Raw genomic sequence first — 21,178 nt, forward strand, 5'->3', positions numbered from 1 at the left:
ATAACAAATGCGCTCACATTGAAGATTTGAGTTGTTAACTTTTTTAGATATTTTTTTAACAACAATTATTCTAAAATTCTAAACTGAAAAATGTTAGATTCAGAGGTGTTTCCTTCGGCATCTTTTGTTACAACTTTCCAATAATAAATGTTGTCTGGCGCTACAGTAACTGTTAGTTGATTTGCTGTAATATCACTAGTATTAAGTTCTGGTGGATTATTAGTAGAGACATATACATCATAACCAACAATATCATTTTCTACATCACTGCCTTCCCAATGCAATACCACCGAATTAGTACTAGAAATGTTTTGCGCCATCATAGGAGCTATTAAATCTGCTGGAAATGGTGGATATGTAACAACTCCAGGACCTGCGTTATAAAAATTCCAAATAGCACTTGCCTTAGCTTCATCTTGGTGATTATACTCCACAAACCACCTATACGCAACCGCTCGCTGAATAGTTACTGGTAATATAAAATCACTTGTCTCATATTGTGTTGTATTACCCGAAGATAAATTCTCTAAAGTAAGTGTATATGTTTCTGCATTACTATTTGGTTCCCATTCAAAAAACACGGTACTCTCTGTTTGCGTAATATTAGTGCCTTCATTACACAAATCATCCTGATGCGGGAAAACAAGATTAACTCCCGTTGGTAAATCTTGTCCATTTCCATTGCCATTTGGGTTGCCATCATTGGTAGTATCACTACAAGAAACTATTAGCATTAAAGCACAAAGTATGTAAATCGTCTTTTTCATTTTTTAATGATTTTATAGGATGACACTCCTGATTTTGATCTGATTTTGAGTAAATACACACCATCTTTAAGCCTATCTGTATAGAGTGTCATATCAGCACCTTTATTTTCTATGACTTTACTTAAAACCATCTGCCCTAAAGTGTTGTAAAAACTAACACTTACATCATTCTCTACTATACCGTTGTAAATTTTTATTTCATCTTGAAAGGGATTTGGGTATATTAGATATTGATTATCATAAAAGAATCGTTTTTCATAACTGCCCTGACATTCTAAATCTGTGGCTATTTTTAAAATGTTCTCACCTTGTTGTAATTGCAATTCTAAATTTGAGTTATGGGTAGTAAATCCTTCACCATTAAAATCCACATTGTAAACATTACCACCAGATAAATCAACCTCAATTTTACTATTCGAAGCTGGTCTACTGGCAAAAACTTCAAGTGGATTTGGCTCAGTTATCACTATAGTATAACAAGACTCATAGTTTGGCCATTCTTCTATAGTTATACACATGCTATATGTACCTGCCAAAAGATTAAAAATTTCTACATCATTAGTAAAATCGTATTCTTGGTAAAAATCTTCACCTGTAGGTTCAATAATATCTTCACTAAAAAGCGATACTGTATAATTATATAACTCTTGGGCAATAATAGTCACCTTACCATTATTACTATTAAGACAAGTTTCGCCAGTTATTGTTATCATAAAATTGTCTGAAGGCAAATCTATAATGGCACAACCAAATAAATCCACAGGTGCACCAAACGCTGTACCAGGACAAAGGTCATCTTCATTTGGCACTCCATCGTTATCCGCATCTTCACAAATAATTTGATAACTAGCTGAAACATCCTTACTCCAATTATCGTAGACGCCATCTTCATTATTAATTACTGCAACAGGATCATCTACCAAAATACATCCTAAACTAGGATTATTTGTAGCATTAAAAATTTGTAGGTTTTCATTATTACCATTCTGAAGATTGAGTTGATCACCAGCCAAAGCATTAGATTGACAAAACAAGATATTTAAGTTTGGATTTTGTGTAAGATCTAAACTACTTAGTGAATTGAATGCACAATTAAAATCTTCTAGACCAAATAATGTAGATACATCTATATCTGTAATAGAATTATTAGATATATCAAGGTTGATTAGGCTTGTATTGCCACTAACAATAAGTTGAGAAAGATTATTACCTGAAACATCTAAGTTTGTAAGATTTGGTAAAACCGAAATATCTATTTCATCCAACAAATTATCTGAAGTGTCAAGACTAGCCAATAACACATTATTACTAAAATCTACAGTTTCAATAAAATTTTCTTCTATATCTAAACTCAGTAAGCCAATAAAATCTTCAATTCCTGTTAGGTCTGAAATTTCTCTTGAGCTTATGTTTAAAAATTCAACTTCTTCTATAGCTTCAGTAGTAACATAATCATCTAGTGGACCTGAATCGTATCCAAAATCTATTAAAGCCTGTTCAAAATTATCATCTGGCACATAGGTTTCACCAAAAAAACATTCTATTGCCAACTGAGCTGTAGCATCTATTGCCCAAGTTGCACCTGCTGGTATTGCTCCTGTATCTGTTTCTATACATGTAAGGTTAGGATTGTTTTGCGCATTTAAATTTAATAAGATTGCATTTTGAGTGTTTCTTAAATTAAGTGTTTCTAATACATTGGACTGACAACTAAGGCTTGTTAGAGCTTGATTTTGCTGAAAATCTAAATCTAATATAGCATTACCATCGCAATTAAAAACCTGAAGCGTTAACACTTCACTTGGAAGAAATTCAGTAAAGTCATTCGATGCTATATTTAACTCTGTAAGGTTTGCATTATTACCTAAATCTAGATTACTAATTGTATTATTTGAGCAATTTAAATTTACTAAAGCTGTATTACTCATCACATCTAAACTTGATAGTTGATTGTTAGAACAATCTAGAACTAACAAATTAGTATTAGAGTTTAAATCTATTTCTGAAATGGCATTAGACGCACAATTAAAATTCTCTAAAGCTAAAAAGTCTTCTAGTCCAGTTAAATCTGCAATATTATTACCACTTACATCTATGGCTAAGACACCTTCAATATTTGCAGTAAGTACATAGTCGTTTAAAGGGCCTGAATCGTACCCTAAATCTATAAGTGCTTGCTCAAAATTATCGTCTGGCACATAGGTTTCACCAAAATTACAATCTTCGTTATAAGATGTCGCTTCATCTTTTATCCATCCTGCAGGAACATTATTAACATCATCTACTTGTATACATTCTAGATTAGGATTATTAGAAGCACTAAAGTTTATAATATCTTGATTGATTCCGTTTTGAATATTGATAAAACTGAATAGATTGTTAGATACATTTATAGAAATACTCTCTGGACAAAATTCAGTTTGATTTGTCTGAAAAACACAAGCTGAAAGAGCAATTGTAGTTAAATCTAAATCATTTTCGAGTTGATTGTTACTTAAATTTAATGTTTTTAGCAAGCTTAAATCGGTGCCCAAACTTGCACTCGTTAACATATTTGCACTGGCATCAACTTCTATTAGATTAATATTGTTGTTTAAGTCTAAGGTGCTCAATTCGTTTCCAGAACATCTTATAGATTTAAGTAATGTATTTGAGCTTAAATCGAGATTTGCAATCTCATTAAAATCACAGTTTAAAAACTCTAATTGTGTATTAGAATTACTATTAAGTGTCGTTAAATTATTTTGAGATAATAAAGCTTCAACCAAGTTAATATTACTTGTAAGATCTATATCAGAAACTTGGTTATTACCTATTGATAAAAACTCTAATGAAGTGTTATTGGTAGTATTAAGTTGTGTTAATTCATTAGATGCACAATTTAACCTTACCAATCCTAAATAATTATTAACCAACAAATTTTGCAGGTTATTATTAACACAGCTTAGACTTATTAATGTATTGTTATTTACTGTTACTGTTTGCAAATTATTTAATGCATTACTATCACAATTAATGCTTTCTAAAACCGTATTACTACTTATATCTAAATCTGATAAGTTATTGTTAGAACAGTTTAACTCTAATAACAAGGTATTGCCAGAAACATTTAGTATGTCTAAGTTATTATCTGCACAGTCTAATAATTGTAAATTGACGTTCTGTGAAGTATCAAGATTATTTAGATTGTTGTTTGCGCAATAGAGTTCTACTAAATTAACAGTACCTGTAGTATTAAGTAGTCCATTAGCATCATTAATATCATTGGTAAGCAAATAATTAGAACTACAGTTTAAACGTTCTAGATTTATCATATCGCTAACATCTAAAGCATCTAAAAAATTTCCACTACAATCCAGCTCAATCAAAGATTGAAAATCTTGTATTCCTGTAAGATCTGATATACTCTCATTACTCACATTTAGGTTTTGTACGTGTTCTATATTAGCAGTTATTACTTGCCCATCAATAATATCATCATACCCAAAATCGATTAAGGCTTGTTCAAAAAAGGTATCAGGAATTAATGTAAAACGATTATTATTACAATCGCCATTATACGCTGTAAAATTATCTTTTTGCCAGTTTGCAGGAATATTTCCAACAACAGCATCATCTATATTTATACAGAATAAATAGGAATTCATTGTTGTATTAAATACAACTAGTGAAGCGTTATTACCATTTTCGATATTTAAAGTTCTTAGGGAATTGTTACTACAAAGGACTGAAGTTAAAGCAATATTTACTGTAAGGTCTAAATCTTCTATCTGGTTAATAGAACAATCTAAAATTTGTAGTGCAGTATTATTACTCAAATCTAGACTCATTAAGCTATTGTTAGAACAATTTAAATCTTGTAGAGCGGCAAAATCTTCAATTCCTGTTAAGTCTTCAATCGCCAAACTAGACACATCTAAAACCGTTACACCACTAACATCTGCAGTTGGCACAAAATTATTTAGTGTCCCATCAGAATCTATACCTTGGTCTATAAGTGCTTGCTCAAAATTATCGTCTGGCACATAAGTTCCGCAATCTAAATTATAAACAGCTATTGCATCTTTTTGCCAACCTGCCGCTGCATTTGCAAAAGCAGCATCATCAACTTTTATACAGAACAAATTAGTATTGTTTGTTGCATTAAAATTGGTGATTACATTATTATTACCATTGTTAATATTTAGAGCAAATAAGTTATTATTATTACACAACAGACTTGTTAATGCAGTATTAGAGCTAACATTTAGATTCTCTATCTGATTCATGGAACAGTCTAAATCGGTTAACAATAAATTGTTACTTGTATCTAAACCAGTCAATGAATTACCAGAACAATTCAGTACCGTTAAAGCTGTATTTGTTTCTAAATTGAGTTCTTCAAGTGAATTGCCTGAGCAATTAACAGTAGCTAAAGACGTATTTACACTTAAGTCCAAAGCTGATAAATTGTTATTTGATAAATCTATTTCTTGTAAGGCTAGATTATTAGAAGTGTCAATAGTTTCGACTGTATTGTTATTACAATCTAAAACTTCGAGCGCAGTAAAATCTTCTATACCTATTAAACTTGTTATGGAAGCATTAGAAACATTTAATTCAATAACTGTTTCAATATTTGCAGTAAGTACCAAATTATCTAACACATCATCGTAACCAAGATTAATTAGAGCTTGCTCAAAATTATCATCTGGCACATAGGTGTAAATATCTACACAATTGGCATCTGTAAAGTAGGTCCAATCATCTTTAACCCATCCGTTTGGTGTAAAACCATTGTCTATTTGTATACAGAATAAATCAGGATTGTTTGAAGCATCGAAAATTGAAACCAAATCATTAAATCCATTAGCTACAACCAATGATGACAATTGATTTCGTGACACATTAATTGATGAAAAACCTTGACAAACCGTAACAGGATCTGTTTGAGGATCTGGACAAACCACAGAGTTAACAGCACTTAAATCTAAATCGGTTAAAGCGTTATCAGAAACATCAAGATTTCTTAAGAGCGTATTAGATGAAAGATCTAGCATCGTAATTTGGTTTGATGCACAAAACAGACTTTCTAAATTAGTATTATTGCTTACTACTAATTCGCCATCAATTCTATTATTAGAAACACTTAATAATGATAACTCTGTATTGGCAGAAACATCTATACCTTGTAACTGATTACCAGAAACTGTAAGACTCTTTAAGGCTGTATTATTAGCTACTACTAAACTTTGAATTTGGTTATCTGAACAGTTTAAGGATTCTAAGTTAATGTTGTTATCCAACACTAAGTCTGTAAGACTGTTAGAGCCACAGATTAATGACACTAAATTTGTATTGTTTGAGATATCTAAGGAAACCAGATCATTATTACTACAAAGTAGGTTTTCTAAATCTAGAAAATCTTCAATACCTGTAAGATCTTCAATACCCAAATTACTAACATCGAGAAGCACAACGGTATTGATTCTATTAGTAAAAACCAATCCATTATTACTAATACCATCACCCATACTTGTATCATCACCAACAGCAACTTCAGTACCATCTGCAGCATGTGTTTCTAGATAATTCTCAAAGTTAGCATCTGGTATAGCAGTTGTCTGCGCACTCAAACCAGACCATAAAATAATTGATAAGAATGACGTTATTAAAACCAGTTTTTTCATAATGTTTTAGTTTTCAACTACAAACTACACCTTGTTTTAATGTCTTCCTTTAATATCAATCTCTTGATGGAAGTGAATCTGTTTACTTAATTCTTCTTGAATCATATTAAAAAATGTTGTCTTAAACTCCTCATCTGTTTTAAGTCTGTTTAATGCTTCAACTAATTTTTCGTTTTCACCATTTTTGTTAGAGCTAAGTATCATCTGCTCAGCAAGGATTAATCCTTTTTCAAAATCGTCTCTTGTAATTTTATGATATATGATATCGCTTTCTGGAGATTCAATGATTTCATATTTAGAATGGCTCTCTTTTTCATTTGTAACTAATTGCCCTTGATAGCTTCCATCTTCTATACTATCAATTCTATTTAAAATACTTTCTATTTGACCTCTTAAATATGTTATTTCTTTAGCTTGTTCATCTACTGTACTTTCTAATCTTTGAATAATAAAATGACTATCGTTTCTATTAACACCTACAGCTGTATTAATTAATCGTATTCCCATAGGATCATCACTTGCTGCCCATGCTATACCAATAATACTTTTAAGTTGACTAGATGAAATATACTCTGGCTTAATTGCCATACCAATACCATCATTTTTACCACTTGGTATTATGTAATCGCCGATATTAACCTTACCAAATACTTTTACTGGCACTTGTCCCATAAATGCTACTTTTTCGTATTCAGATTCTCTGTTAGGTTCTGGCATATTCCCAAGAACAATTGGCTTATAGGATACCACCATCATCCTATCAGCTCCCAAAAGATTTTTAGTAATCTTACCACCTTTTACACCTACTATATCTCCAAAAACCATTTTTTCGTTTACATCTTCTCTTAGCAAATATTCGGCATAATCACCTGCTCCAGAGGCATAGGTAACACCTTCTAGCATTGCTTTATAATCTTGGTAATAGTTAAGGTTACCTTGTGTAATGCCAATACCAATGCCAGCAGCTACAATCTGAAGACCTGCAACAATAGATTGGGCTGTACTACCAATTATCCAAGAAGGTATAGGTGCAGTAACACAAGCACCAAAACCAACACAGCCAGTAGATGATGTAGATGCGATACCAATTGTACCAAGAGATTTAGCAAATTCGTAAGCTGCAACACCAGTATCGAAAATAGCATCATAAGAATCATACTCTAGTGTCTCTAAACCAAATTCGTAGTCGGCATTATTTACAAAATCCTCTACTCTTTCACCTTCTATTCTTCCCCAAGACTCATCACTTAAATCATCAAAAAAAGTGATGAAATTTGTGGTATTATCTCTTCCTCCATTGACCTTTATAGCTAATCCTTGTCGACCACCTTCAATAAGCATAACATGATGATTTATATTAGTATCTAATTGAAAATTATCTTGAAATATTCTATTTACTCTAACCTGAGAATGTGTATTAACATATAGTCCTCCTTGAAGCGTTGTAGAATCTGTTACTTTTAATGTTTCTGCAACCAAATCACCAAAAGCTGCTTCTCCGTTAACTGTAAGTGTATTTAACGTGGTGTGCCCACTTAATACATCTAAATCATCGTTAAGATTAGTTAAGCCATCTACATTTAGCGTACCTGTTAGATTTGTTGGACTTGTATTATTAACAGTAAGCGCACCATTGAGGTTTGTTTCACCATCTACAGTTAAGTCACCTCCTAATATTGAGTTATTGTCATATACAGTAAAAGAACTGTATAAATTTGTTGGACCATGAACTTCTAATTCTCCATTTAAATAGGTTCTGTCATCGACGGTTAAAGTTCCTGTGGCTGTTATATTTCTATGGTAGGCATAAGGCAAAAATGTTAAACGCTCCCTACTCATTTCTTCAAAATTACTTCCAGCTTCAAAATCGATTTCCACCTTTAAATCTTTTGGTGTACCATCCCAATTTATTTCTTTAAAATAATCGTGTTCTGCTTCACCAATTAAAAGATTAATTCTTCCAAAATCATCAGTTTCAGTGATTTGAACTTCCTCAAACTCCACTTGATTTCCACTATCGTATATTGTAAACCTTATCGCTATAGTTGTATTTGGCAAATAATTACCTTCGGAATCTACTCCTGGCAATTCTAAATTATCAGGACCTATAATTACAGCTTGATATGTAATACCATCTGTCTGTGCCATAGCTTGAAACATAGCGCAAACAAAAAATGCTAGAGTAAGTATTTTTTTCATAATTGGAGGTTTTTTTGGTTTTTTAAATCTTTATGAGTTTTGTATTGAAGTATTTTTCACCAGATGAGACTTTTAGAAAATAAGTTCCTGTTGAAATACCTTCTATTTGTAATTCAATTCGTTGTGCCGGAAGAAAAACTTCAGTGTAAATAGCTTTAGCTTCTACATTAAAAATTCTTACCGAAATATCGCTTTGCATAAAATCGCTAAAGCTTATAAAAAGGATTTGACTAAAAGGATTAGGATATACTTTAGCTCTTAATTCAATGTATGAATCTGTAATTACTTTTAACTTATCTGTAGGCTGTTGGTAACCTTGTCTTAAATAATAACCATTGTTATAATACGTGCCTATAACACTAGACTGACCAATACTTTGGCTAACTTTATAAGTGCCATTTGTAGTTTGTATAGTTTGTGATGAGCCAGCACTTCCTAGGTTGGAACTAACAATACGATACCCAGAGTTTTCTTGGGCATAATTAGATTGTATAAAACAAAAAATCAATAGCGTACATATAGATAGTTTCATAATATTCTTATGTTTATTAGTCTTATGTAAATCAATCATTATCCGAAATTTATAATTAAACTTTCATTAATAATAGAGATCTGTTTAATGTCCACCTTTTGTCCACTAAACTTAAAATCTGTAATAATCACAGTTACATCTTGGCAGATTTATAATGAATCCTAAACCAAACTGATGCGTATTTAATTTTAGCGTTTCACCTACATCTGGAGTACTAAGCAATACTGATTTACCATAAGAATAACCTACATATATTGCAGTATTCCTAGACAATGGATATTGCATTTCTAAACCACCTCTATAGAAAAAAATGTTATTGTTAAACTCTTCTTCACCAACGAGATTATAGACATCGTTATTTATAGTTTGATTACCTCGTACTAAAAACTCCCAAGCCAATGAGACATTTCCTAAAAATGTAATATCGCCTAGTTCTAATATTTTTATACCTAATCCTGCTTTAGCACCTAAGTAACTTACATCCCATTCAAAGTAATTATCAACACTTGCTTCACTACCAATAGCTCCATAGTTATTGTATGAAGCTCCGAGTGATAAAAACAATGTGTTACTTCTGTTTATACTTTGTCTGTATCCCATACCAAAATGTGTTTTAGACTTTGGCAACAGATTATCGAGTGGTTGTCCCTGAGAATTTTCATAATCAAAAGACGAAATGGTTGAACCAATTTCAAAATATAATTGCTGACAAAAACTTAAAAAGCTAAAGAGCAAAGCAACGGTTAGAGTGATAAAATTTTTAGTCATGAGACCAGTTTTGTTGAAACAATATTAGAGAAAAAACAGGCTGATTTTCAACAAAATAGAGTGTGTCCACCTTTTGTCCACCGTAAAAAAAAACGCTTTTTTAAAAAATTAATGATATTTATTATAGGTGGACAAAGCCAAAACAAAAACACATAAAAAATTGAAATTCAATTATTTAAACCAAATAATTAAATAACTTTATCTTAGATAAGCTAATAACCAGAAACTATGTATACCTCAAAAGCTTCCTGTAATGTCCCTTTTTTGAAAAGATTAATTAATAAACACATCAAGGTGGACAAATGTCCAACATTAATAATTCTTGTTTTTAGTTTATTTACTCAAATAAGTATTTGCCAAAATCAAAAACGTGTAGATAGTCTATTAAAAATAGCTTCTACACAAACAGATACAACTCAAATTATTACTTATGCAATGGTATGGGCAGAATATCTTTATGTAGACCCATTAGCATCAAAACCGTATCTAGATAGTACTCTAGTGCTAGCAAAACGATTAAACAATAAAAAGTTCATTGCACGTACAACAAACTACTTAGGTGTTTACCATAACATGACATCGCAATACAAAGAATCTCTCGCAATCTATGATAGTGTTATTAGCATGTACACTCAACTTGGTGATATGACCCAAGTATCTGCAGCCATGAACAACAAAGCTAATTCGTTAAGAAGCTTGGGACGCTATAACGAATGTTTAGAGGTGCACATGGAGAGTTTAAAACTTAAAGAAGAGATTAATGATACTGAAGAAAGTATTGCTGCTAGTTATTGGAATATAGGTAACATACAAGGAGATATTGAAAATTACGACATCTCAAATGAATACTATAACAAAGCAAAAGTAATTTATAAAAAATTGAATCTTGAAGATGATTTAGCCACTATTAATGTTAATCTGGCACTTAATTTAAAAGGTCAGAAACAGTATGAAGAAGCCAAGTCACTTCTCTTTGAAGCTGTCCCATATTATAAAGAAAGAAATTACAATAATGATTTAGCTGGTGCTTATGACAATATAGGTTGGATCTATGCACAGCAGGATAGTTTAATACTTGCTGAAGAATATTATAATATGGCACTAGAGATTAGTAAACTATATGGTGAAAAATCATTAATAGGTTTAAACTATAGACATCTTGGGGAGCTTTATAATAAAAAAGGAGAGTACCGAAAAGCACTAAGGTATATGAAAGATGCTCTTCAAAACGCAGAAGAAACGGGTACTCGCAAAAAAAAGATTGGAGATTTATTAGAAATTTCTAAAGCTTATGCAGGATTGGGTCGTTACAAAAAGGCCTATGAATATCATGTCGATTATCATAATCTTCATGACGAAATTTTAGGCGAAGAGAACATTAAAAAAATGAATGAGTTAGAAATTCAATATCAAGCCGAAAAGAAAGAAAAAGAACTTATCATCAAAGAAAATAAAATTAAACTCTTAGAAGAGCGTAAGCAAAAAGCCGAAAACGAAAAATGGTTTCTACTAATTTCACTAATAGGTGCTTCAGCTCTTGCAATTGCAGTAGTCTATGGTCTACGCCAAAAAATGAAACGCAACAAAATTGAACGCGAAAAATTAGATAATGACTTAGCTTTTAAAGAAAAGGAACTAACTACACATGCATTACATCTGGCACACAAAAATGAAGTGCTATTAGATTTAAAAGCTCAATTGAAGGAACTAAAATCCGAAAGTCCAAATTCTAGAAACTACCAGAAAGTAATTAACACTATAAACCTAGACATCAACAACGATAATAATTGGGAACAATTCAGGACCTATTTTGAAGATGTGCATACCGATTTTAACTCCAAAGTAATGAGTAGTTATCCAGAAGTTAGTAATAACGATTTGCGATTGATGTCTCTTTTAAAAATGAATCTATCTTCTAAAGAAATCGCAAATATCCTCAATATTTCAACCGAAGGTGTAAAAAAAGCACGATATAGATTACGTAAAAAACTAAATCTAACTAGTGAAGATTCGCTACAAGAATTAATTTTGACGCTATAACAAGTCTAGATTGTAACAATAGTAAACTCACCTTTTAAAGGTTGTAGATGCTTCTTTAATTCTGGGATTAAAGCATCACCAAATTCTAGATACAATTCCGAAAAATTAGTGTTGCGCTCTTGCAAACTTTTTCCTGGAAATAACTGCTCTTGTAAGTTTGTACAGCGTTCTATTTCGTCTTTTAATTTTCGCTTTTGTGCTTTAAGCAAACGTTTTTCAAGATGTTTTAGACCTTTTATTTGTTTAACCTCTTGTGCTTTTACAGCTCCTATAAATGATTGATCCGTTTGTTCTGCCAATTTGAATAAATCCTCAAACTGCTGTTCTAAATGTTTAATCTGATCCGAAAAATCAACATCAATATTAGAAATCTGTCTTACTTTTTTATTGATAAAGGAGCTTCTATTTGAAAATAAGTCAGCATTAGAAATATTGAGTTTCTCTAATTTTTCTGCTTGTTTTTTTGTTTTTATTAAAGCTGAATTCCTCAACAGTAACATAGGAAGCACAACACCTTGAGCTTTAAAATTAGATTTTAACTGTAACCAATAAATCATTTCTCCTCCTCCGCCAATATAACATAAGTTTGGCAAGATCACTTCTTGATATAAAGGTCGCATAATTACATTTGGAGAGAAGCGCTCAGGATATTCCTGCAAATGATTTAAAAGTTCTTCTTTTTTCCATGTAATCTCAGTTTCTATAACCTTAAAAGTATCGTCTTCAAAAACTATACGTTCACGCAAATCTTCATGGATATAGAACAAATTAATCTCCCTAGGATTTACTTGAATTTTCAACCCTAAATCTTCCAAGGTTTTGTTGGTTTCTGAAACTGTTTTAAAAGCTGATTGCTCAACCAATTCTTTTTGCATTTGCGGAATAAACACCCGCTTCAATTCTCTGTCGTCTGCATCAATAATTACCAATCCATATTCACCAAAAAGCTCATTTGCCAAGTATCGTGTAGCATCTGCTAAATTATCGTGATTGAGATAAGCATTTTTGAACCAAACTTTTAGTTGTTCAGCAAACTTCCCTGAACCAAATTCTGCCGCAACCACTTCATATACATCCTCTAGTCCACTAGTATTAAAATGACCAACAGCTCCTGTTTGGTTAGAATTCCACTGAATCTTTTTCCCTTTGTAATTGAAATAATTAATTTCATCAAAATCATGATCTTCGGAAGCCATCCAATAAACAGGTACAAAATTGTAATCAGGATATGCTGATTTTAATTCTTCAGTAAGATTTATCGTTGAAATAATCTTATAAAGAAAGTACAAAGGACCTGTAAACAGGTTAAGTTGGTGACCTGTAGTAATGGTAAATGTATGCTCAGATTTTAAGCTTTCAATGTTATTTAGAGTTAATTCTGAAGCTTCAATACTAGCATATTGATTTTTCAAAGTTTCAGAAAGAACCTTTCGACTGTGATCAAGGTGACCATTTTTTGACTTTTCTTCAATCTGTGCTTTAAAGTTTTCTATGGTTGGAAAACGATGATATAATGGTTTTAGTTCAGGTTTTTGATCTAAATAATCACAAATAAAATCAGAGAAATATCCGGTTGCTCTAAACGGAATACAGTCAGTTGGCATAAAAATCATAATTATGGCATAAAGATAAGTTACTTCTATTTTTTAACTGCTAATTTTTAGTTAATTCAATTTCACGAACTATCTTTACTAGCTTTCAAACAAAAAACATCGTATTTAATGCAAAAAATTCTTTTAGTCGTATTGGTCGTCCTTGGTTGCTTTACCTTAACAATAGCACAAAATATTCAATCACCTAGCGCATTTTTAGGGTATGAAATTGGCACACAATTTAGTCGTCACCATCAAGTTGTCGATTATTTTAAGACGGTAGCTAACACTGTTCCAAATAATGTAAAAATTGAACAATACGGAACTACAAATGAGCGCAGAGCACTTGTATTAGCTTACATTTCTTCTGAAGAAAACATAGAAAACCTCGAAACAATCCGTGAGAACAACTTAAAAAATACTGGACTTTTAGAAGGCAACCCAACCAACACTGATGTTGCTATTGTTTGGCTAAGCTACAACGTACATGGTAACGAAGCGTCGAGTTCTGAAGCTGCCATGTTAACACTGTACAAGCTACTCACAGAACGAAAAGATTTGTTAGAAAACACTGTAGTTATTATAGATCCTGGTATTAATCCAGATGGTCGCGATCGTTATGTAAACTGGTATAACGAAACCAAAAGCACGCCTTATGATATAGACCAACAGGCGAGTGAGCACAAAGAACCTTGGCCAGGAGGACGACCAAACCATTACTTATTTGATTTGAATAGAGATTGGGCTTGGGCAACACAAATTGAAACTCAAGAACGCTTAAAAGTTTACAATAAATGGATGCCTCATATTCATGTCGATTTTCATGAGCAAGGTCCAAATGAGCCGTATTACTTTGCTCCTGCTGCAGAACCATTCCATGAAATTATTAGCGATTGGCAACGCGATTTTCAGACTCAAATTGGTAAAAACCACGCTAAGTATTTTGATGCTGAAGGTTGGTTATTCTTCACAAGAGAGCGTTTCGATTTGTTTTATCCAAGTTATGGTGACACCTACCCTACATATATGGGAGCCATTGGAATGACCTACGAACAAGGTGGACATGGCATGTCTGGCTTAGGAATTTTAAACGATGAAGGTCATGTACTCACTTTAGTAGAGCGTTTAACACATCATACCATTACAGGACTTTCAACGGTTGAAATTGCTTCAAAAAATGCAAAACAACTAAATACTGAGTTTGCAAAATTCTTTGACAATAGTGATTTAAAATATAAAAGCTATGTAGTGAAAGGTAACCAAGACAAACTGAACAGCCTTAAAAGCTTGTTAAGCAAGCATGATATCGAATTCGAAAATGCCAATAATGGGAAAGTTTCAGGTTATGATTATGCTACTGGCAAACAAGGAACTATGTCGTTTGATACCAATTCTCTAGTAATTCACACCAATCAACCAAAAGGCAAAATGGTTAAAGTTTTGTTTGAACCAAACGCCAAATTAAACGATTCACTAACTTATGATATTACAGCTTGGTCTGTACCATATGCTTACGGTTTAGATGCTATTGCCAGCACATCTAAAGTCAACAGCACTAAGGCTTATGAAAGCAAAATGCCAACTGTATTAGCCAAAGCTTATGGCTACGTAAGCAAATGGAACTCATTAAAAGACGCTCAGTTTTTAGCAGATCTACTAAAGCATGATTTTAAAGTAAGATTTACCGAAAAACCTTTCGCCTCTAATGGTGAAAAATTTGATAGAGGTTCTCTAATAATCACAAAAGGAGATAATAAACACCTTGAAGATTTTCTTGGGATTCTAAATCAAATCAAGCAGAAACATGAACAGCACTTAACTCAAATCAACTCAGGATTTTCTCAAACAACACCAGATATTGGCTCTCCAGACATTAAGCTAGTGAATAAGCAAAAAGTTGCTGTGCTTTCTGGTGAAGGGACTTCTTCTTTGAGTTATGGTGAAATTTGGCATTTCTTTGAACAGCAATTACATTATCCATTAACATCTATAAATACAGACAATCTAAGCAGAACCAACCTCAACAAATACAATGTGCTTATTATACCTAATGGCTATTATGGCAGCGTGCTAAATGATGATAATATGCAGAAGATTAATGATTGGGTACAAGCTGGTGGAAAAATTATTGCTATTGATGGTGCACTTAGAAGTTTTGCTGGTAAAGATGGTTTTAGTTTAAAATATAAATCGTCTGACAACAATAATAGTAATGACAATCTAACACCTTATGCAGAACGTGAGCGCGAGTACACCAACAATCTTATTACTGGTGCTATCTTTAAAACTAAAATAGACAACACACACCCAATGGCCTTTGGTTACAGCAAAGATTATTTCACTTTAAAATTAGGGAGTTCCGCTTATGATTTATTGGATAGCGGCTACAACGTTGGTCATTTAGCAGACACTAAAGTATATTCTGGTTTTGCTGGTAAAGATGCATTAGCCAATTTAGACAACACTTTAGTATTTGGTGAAGAACGCAAAGGTAACGGTAGTTTTATCTATTTTGTAGACAACACCTTATTTAGAAGTTTTTGGGAAAACGGAAAATTATTCTTGGTGAACTCCATTTTCTTTGTGAACAATAACGCATACGAATTATAATTATCATCAATCAAAATACATTATGAAACCAATTAAATCCTTATTTCTAAGTTTATTCGTTTTAATAGCCATATCAGCTTGTAAACAAAATGACACCAAAGAAACCACGCCAGAATTTAAAGTTGATTTTGAAAAATTCACTTTAGATAATGGCTTACAAGTTATACTACACGTAGATCGATCAGATCCTGTTGCAGCTGTAGCACTAACAGCTCATGTTGGTTCTGCTAGAGAAAAAGAAGGTCGTACTGGTTTTGCACATTTATTTGAGCACCTTTTATTCTTAGAATCCGAAAATTTAGGCAAAGGTGGTTTAGACCAAATGAGTGCTCGTATTGGAGGTTCTGGTGCCAATGGTTCTACGAGTAGAGACAGAACCAATTATTTCCAAACTGTACCAAAGGATGCCTTAGAAAAAATGATTTGGGCAGAAGCCGATAAACTCGGTTTCTTTATCAACACCGTTACAGAACCAGTTTTAGCAAAAGAAAAACAAGTGGTTAAAAACGAAAAACGCCAACGTGTAGACAATCAACCTTATGGTCATAATTCCGCTGTAATAAACAGTAATCTTTATCCTGAAGGACACCCTTACAGTTGGGAAGTCATAGGCTCTCTTGAAGATTTACAAAACGCTACTTTAGAAGACGTTAAAGAATTTTTTAGGCGCTGGTATGTACCAAACAATGTTACACTTACTATTGCTGGAGATATTGATGTAGAACAGACCAAAACTTGGGTTAAAAAATATTTTGATGAAATTCCAAGAGGTGAAGATATTCCCAAACTGGAAAAACAACCAGTAACCTTAAAATCTGCAAAACGCTTATTCTACGAAGATAATTTTGCTAGAGCACCACGACTCACCATGGCTTGGCCAAGTGTACCGCAATATCACAAAGATTCTTATGCTTTAAGCGTGCTTACAAACTATTTATCTAATGGCAAAAAAGCACCTTTAAACAAAGTGCTCATTGATGATGAAAAGCTAACTGATAACGTTTCTTTTTATCAATACAACTCAGAATTAGCTGGTCAATTAATGCTCACCGTTACCGCATTTGACCAAACCAACTTAAATACTGTTGCTTCTGCAATAAAAGATGGACTTAAAGATTTTGAACTCAATGGTATATCCGAAAAAGACTTGAATCGCATAAAGACAGGGCAAGAAACAGATTTTTACCAAGGATTATCTAGTGTTTTAGGCAAAGGGTTTCAATTAGCACAATACGAAATTTTTGCTGGCGATCCTGGTTTTATTAATCAAGATGTTAAGAATATACTTGCTGTAACATCAGAAGACGTAATGCGTGTGTACAATACATATATAAAAGACAAAAATTTTGTAGCCACTAGTTTTGTTCCAAAAGGACAAAAGAATTTGGTGCTAGATAACTCACAATTAGCCGATATAAAAGAAGAAAAAATTATTGAAGGTGCTGAAGAGACATTTGATGCAAGCATAGCTGCTACTTATGAAAAAACACCTAGTAGTTTCGACAGAAGTATAGAACCACCTTATGGACCAAGCCCTGAATTAAACATTCCAAAGGTGTGGAAAAAAGAATTGAAATCTGGTATTAAGGTTTATGGTATAGAAAATAATGAAGTACCACTAGTACAGTTTGAAATGCAAATAACTGGTGGTTTACTGTTAGAAAACAAGGATAAAGTTGGTGTATCCAACCTTTTGGCAGAATTAATGACAAAAGGCACAAAAAACAAAACCACAGAGGAACTTGAGAACGCGATTGAAAGTATTGGTGCAAGTATTTATAGCTATGCGACTGAAGAAAATATTATCATTTCGGGCACTACACTTTCTAAACATTTTAACAAAACAATTGAATTGGTTACTGAAATCTTATTAGAACCACGTTGGGACGAGACAGAATTTGAGCTTTTAAAACAGAGTACCATCAGTAGTATTCAACGTAGTAAAGCCAATCCTAATGCCATAGCTTCTGATGAATATTCAAAATTACTATATGGAGAGAATAACATTTTAGCTTACAATAACAGAGGTACAGAAACTTCTGTAAATAGTATTGATATAATCGATTTAAAAGATTATTACAATAAAAATTTATCACCGCAACTTGCCAATTTCCATGTTGTTGGCTCCATATCAGAAAAAGAGGTTGTAAGTGCTTTAAGAAAAATTGATAATCAGTGGGAAGAAAAATCAATTACAATCCCAGAATTACCATTACCATTGTATCCTGAAAAATCAACCGTTTACTTTTATGATGTACCAGGCGCAAAACAGTCAGTAATTCGTTTTGGATATCCATCTTTAAAGGCTACACATAAAGACTTTTATCTTGCCAATGTAATGAATTATCGCTTAGGTGGAGGTGGTTTTGCATCTCAACTAACACAAGAATTAAGAGAGGGGAAAGGCTACACTTATGGTATACGATCTCGCTTTTCCGGGTCCAAATATCTTGGAGAATATACGATAAGTAGTGGTATACGTACCAATGTAACTTATGAAGCAACCAGTCTTGTAAAAGAAATTTTAGAAGACTATGGAAAAAATTATAACGAGGACGATTTGGAAGTCACCAAAGGGTATACCATAAAGAGTACTGCAAGAGCTTTTGAGACACTTGGTGCTAAATTAGATATGCTGAGTAATATCAGTAATTATGGTCTATCTGATGACTACGCTAAACAACGTGAAGCTATAGTAAAAAACATGACCGTTGAAGACGTTAAAGCATTAATTGAAAACTATATTAAGCCTAACCAAATGATTTACTTAATTGTTGGTGATGCAGCTACACAATTAGATAGACTAGAAGATTTAGGTTTTGGAAAGCCAGTATTGCTAAATGAAAGTAAAGAAAATTTAGAATAAAAAAATATTAAAATATGAAATTAGGTGCGTTCTCTGTTAGTCTTTCTGTAAAAGACATTAAAGCCTCAAAAGCGTTTTACGAAACCTTAGGATTTAAAGTTTTTGCTGGAGATTTGGATAAAAACTACCTCATTATGAAAAATGAATCTACACTTATAGGTTTGTTTCAAGGTATGTTTGAAAATAATATCCTCACCTTTAATCCTGGTTGGGATCAAGATGCTAAAACATTAGAGGAGCATGATGATGTTCGTGATATTCAAAAACATTTAAAATCTAACGGGATTTCTTTTACCAGTGAAGCCGACGAATCTACAACTGGACCTGCAAGTTTTGTAGTTTTAGATCCTGATGGTAATGCTATTTTAGTAGATCAACATATTTAAATTGTATATTCAATATAATTTCAGACGTCAGTTCGAGTGGATTTTTCGATTAGAATGAGAAAAATTTGTATCGAGAACAACTTAACTAAATGCTTCTCGATACAATTCCTCATAATTCGGAATCACTCGAAGTGACAAACTCTATTAAATTGAAAAACGAATAATGAACTGGGAAGACACATTAAAAATATATGATGATATAGTAGAAGCCTGCAATGGTTTTGAGCGCAAAGGCAAAAAGATGATTTACACCTCGTCCAACGGTTATATGTTTACCTTACTAAACAAAGCTGGTGAAATTGGTATTCGCTTACCCAAGGAAGAAGCTGTTAAATTTATGGAACAATATAATACAGGTCATTATTATTCCTATGGTGCTAAAATGAGAGACTATGTTTTAGTTCCTGAATTACTTTGGGGCAAAAAAGGTCTAATGGTTAAGTATTTTGAACAAAGTTTCTCTTATGTCAACAGCCTTCCTCCTAAATAAGTTAAAAGATAAAATACCAAATCACACCTAAAATAAAAGAGTAAAAAGTCAATAAGAAAATCTGTAGTTTATTATGTTTTATGGCATCCTTCATATTTATAAGAAACATAAAACATGAAAATGTCACTTCAGTTTTTAATTTTTTAGATAGCATCTTTTCCATTAAATAACTTAATAACTTCATCGCTTTCTACCTTAAAGGCTTTATCTGTATTACTACAACGAACTATGATAAATATTAAATTGGTAATACTTTTTTCATATAGAAGTTATTTTATCTATTTCTTGTTTTAAACTCAATGAGATAAGGTTTTAAAGGCCTATTGTCTGGTGTCCTAAAGTTATTAGTTATAAATATTTGATAGGTTTTATTGGGTTCTAACTCAACAGGAATTGTCCAAGACCTGTTATCTTTTGCCCATTTTCTGCCATTTAAAGTTCCTTTTGGAAATGCATCTCTTCCTAAACTACCCAAATCTACACTAGTGCGATAGCCATCTAAAGCTTCTGAAAACTTTATGGTTATGGCTTTTAGTTTTGGATTAACATTTTGGCTATTATTCTCAAATTGCTTAATGCCGACGACTGTTGGTCTTGTGTCTTCAAAATTTTGCTCTAATTCATCTAAAGACATTGAAAAAAAATTAGATTTTTTTACAAACGTTTCAATTTCGGATTCGTTTTCGTAATCGAGCTCTATCATCGTTTTTATAGCTGCTTTTTTATCTTCTGCTTGGTTATAATAGTTTTCACAAATTTGATAGCCAACATAGTAGCCTAAATCTCGCATTCCAAATTCATTAGGTGCGTCACTATTTAGCCATTTATTAAAATTAGCTACATAAAACATTTCATCTTCAAAGACTTCCCTAATTCGTTTAGCATTGTATTTTCCAAATTCAATTTGTGGATTAGGTGATGGTTGGTTTAATGCTTTTACTGTTACAAACTCTGCAACACCTTCATATATTACAGAAGACAGTAAATTATAAACTCTAGGTTTTTGTTGGGTATGCACATACTCGTGGATATTTAAAAACACTAAATTCTTGTTGGGGTCTGTAGCAAAATAGGGTTTTAAATGTGCCAGATTTTTAGGAAATTCACTTGTTATGGTATTAGCATCTGCCATGGCTAATTCAGAACCAATAAGTACCAAACTATCTACGGTTGTTCCTGGTGTACGGAATGCACCGATAGAGAAATAGATTTTTGCGGGTTTTAGTTCTGGATAGATAGTTTTTAGTTTTTCAATACCA

At 32.4% G+C, this 21,178-nt stretch carries 12 protein-coding genes; 5 read left to right on the forward strand and 7 right to left on the reverse strand.

Features of this window, described 5'->3' with window-relative positions:
- Positions 1-65: 65 nt before the first annotated feature.
- From ACXAFS_RS13440 to ACXAFS_RS13460, 5 genes are all read right to left on the reverse strand, one after another.
- Positions 66-767: a hypothetical protein gene (locus tag ACXAFS_RS13440; RefSeq protein ID WP_475307575.1), complete on the reverse strand. Its 702-nt coding sequence runs from the start codon at positions 765-767 to the stop codon at positions 66-68.
- Entirely contained in the window at positions 764-6,436 is a 5,673-nt protein-coding gene (locus ACXAFS_RS13445) for a T9SS type A sorting domain-containing protein (protein WP_475307576.1), read from the reverse strand. Before ACXAFS_RS13445 ends, ACXAFS_RS13440 begins: the two co-directional genes overlap by 4 nt.
- A gap of 36 nt (positions 6,437-6,472) precedes the next feature.
- The gene (locus ACXAFS_RS13450) at positions 6,473-8,635 is read right to left on the reverse strand and encodes a hypothetical protein (protein ID WP_475307578.1); all 2,163 of its coding nucleotides are present in this window, start codon (positions 8,633-8,635) and stop codon (positions 6,473-6,475) included.
- 22 nt (positions 8,636-8,657) lie between these two features.
- Positions 8,658-9,167: a T9SS type A sorting domain-containing protein gene (locus ACXAFS_RS13455; RefSeq protein ID WP_475307579.1), complete on the reverse strand. Its 510-nt coding sequence runs from the start codon at positions 9,165-9,167 to the stop codon at positions 8,658-8,660.
- Positions 9,168-9,278: 111 nt separating this feature from the next.
- A complete protein-coding gene (locus tag ACXAFS_RS13460; RefSeq protein WP_475307581.1) occupies positions 9,279-9,935 on the reverse strand; it encodes a hypothetical protein in 657 nt (218 codons plus the stop codon).
- Between the two features lie 264 nt (positions 9,936-10,199).
- On the opposite strand from ACXAFS_RS13460, the gene ACXAFS_RS13465 reads away from it, so the two are divergent.
- Positions 10,200-11,975 (forward strand): tetratricopeptide repeat protein, encoded by a 1,776-nt coding sequence (locus tag ACXAFS_RS13465; protein WP_475307582.1) that lies wholly within the window; start codon positions 10,200-10,202, stop codon positions 11,973-11,975.
- A gap of 5 nt (positions 11,976-11,980) precedes the next feature.
- Here the strand turns inward: ACXAFS_RS13465 and bshC are convergent, their stop codons facing one another.
- On the reverse strand, positions 11,981-13,579 hold the full coding sequence (gene bshC, locus ACXAFS_RS13470) for a bacillithiol biosynthesis cysteine-adding enzyme BshC (protein WP_475307583.1): 1,599 nt from the start codon (positions 13,577-13,579) through the stop codon (positions 11,981-11,983).
- Positions 13,580-13,696: 117 nt separating this feature from the next.
- Between bshC and ACXAFS_RS13475 the strand changes: the two genes are divergently transcribed.
- The 4 genes from ACXAFS_RS13475 to ACXAFS_RS13490 all read left to right on the forward strand — a co-directional run bounded on the left by ACXAFS_RS13475 (position 13,697) and on the right by ACXAFS_RS13490 (position 19,919).
- Positions 13,697-16,177, forward strand: coding sequence for a M14 family metallopeptidase (locus ACXAFS_RS13475; RefSeq protein ID WP_475307585.1), 2,481 nt, complete (start codon positions 13,697-13,699; stop codon positions 16,175-16,177).
- 22 nt (positions 16,178-16,199) lie between these two features.
- A complete protein-coding gene (locus ACXAFS_RS13480; RefSeq protein ID WP_475307586.1) occupies positions 16,200-19,043 on the forward strand; it encodes a M16 family metallopeptidase in 2,844 nt (947 codons plus the stop codon).
- Between the two features lie 14 nt (positions 19,044-19,057).
- Positions 19,058-19,429 carry a VOC family protein gene (locus tag ACXAFS_RS13485; protein ID WP_475307588.1) on the forward strand — a complete coding sequence of 124 codons (372 nt, stop codon included), beginning with the start codon at positions 19,058-19,060 and terminating at the stop codon, positions 19,427-19,429.
- Between the two features lie 163 nt (positions 19,430-19,592).
- Positions 19,593-19,919, forward strand: coding sequence for a hypothetical protein (locus ACXAFS_RS13490; protein WP_475307589.1), 327 nt, complete (start codon positions 19,593-19,595; stop codon positions 19,917-19,919).
- A gap of 274 nt (positions 19,920-20,193) precedes the next feature.
- On the opposite strand, the gene ACXAFS_RS13495 is transcribed toward ACXAFS_RS13490, so the two are convergent.
- Positions 20,194-21,174 (reverse strand): gliding motility protein GldB-related protein, encoded by a 981-nt coding sequence (locus ACXAFS_RS13495; RefSeq protein ID WP_475307676.1) that lies wholly within the window; start codon positions 21,172-21,174, stop codon positions 20,194-20,196.
- Positions 21,175-21,178: the final 4 nt, after the last annotated feature.

It is taken from the genome of Winogradskyella sp. ABM4_392, assembly GCF_056160445.1.

Bases quoted from the DNA above. Each gene is read 5' to 3' on its own strand.
- ACXAFS_RS13440 (WP_475307575.1), bottom strand. From the start codon at position 767: ATGAAAAAGACGATTTACATACTTTGTGCTTTAATGCTAATAGTTTCT.
- ACXAFS_RS13445 (WP_475307576.1), bottom strand. From the start codon at position 6,436: ATGAAAAAACTGGTTTTAATAACGTCATTCTTATCAATTATTTTATGG.
- ACXAFS_RS13450 (WP_475307578.1), bottom strand. From the start codon at position 8,635: ATGAAAAAAATACTTACTCTAGCATTTTTTGTTTGCGCTATGTTTCAA.
- ACXAFS_RS13455 (WP_475307579.1), bottom strand. From the start codon at position 9,167: ATGAAACTATCTATATGTACGCTATTGATTTTTTGTTTTATACAATCT.
- ACXAFS_RS13460 (WP_475307581.1), bottom strand. From the start codon at position 9,935: ATGACTAAAAATTTTATCACTCTAACCGTTGCTTTGCTCTTTAGCTTT.
- bshC (WP_475307583.1), bottom strand. From the start codon at position 13,579: ATGCCAACTGACTGTATTCCGTTTAGAGCAACCGGATATTTCTCTGAT.
- ACXAFS_RS13475 (WP_475307585.1), top strand. From the start codon at position 13,697: ATGCAAAAAATTCTTTTAGTCGTATTGGTCGTCCTTGGTTGCTTTACC.
- ACXAFS_RS13480 (WP_475307586.1), top strand. From the start codon at position 16,200: ATGAAACCAATTAAATCCTTATTTCTAAGTTTATTCGTTTTAATAGCC.
- ACXAFS_RS13485 (WP_475307588.1), top strand. From the start codon at position 19,058: ATGAAATTAGGTGCGTTCTCTGTTAGTCTTTCTGTAAAAGACATTAAA.
- ACXAFS_RS13490 (WP_475307589.1), top strand. From the start codon at position 19,593: ATGAACTGGGAAGACACATTAAAAATATATGATGATATAGTAGAAGCC.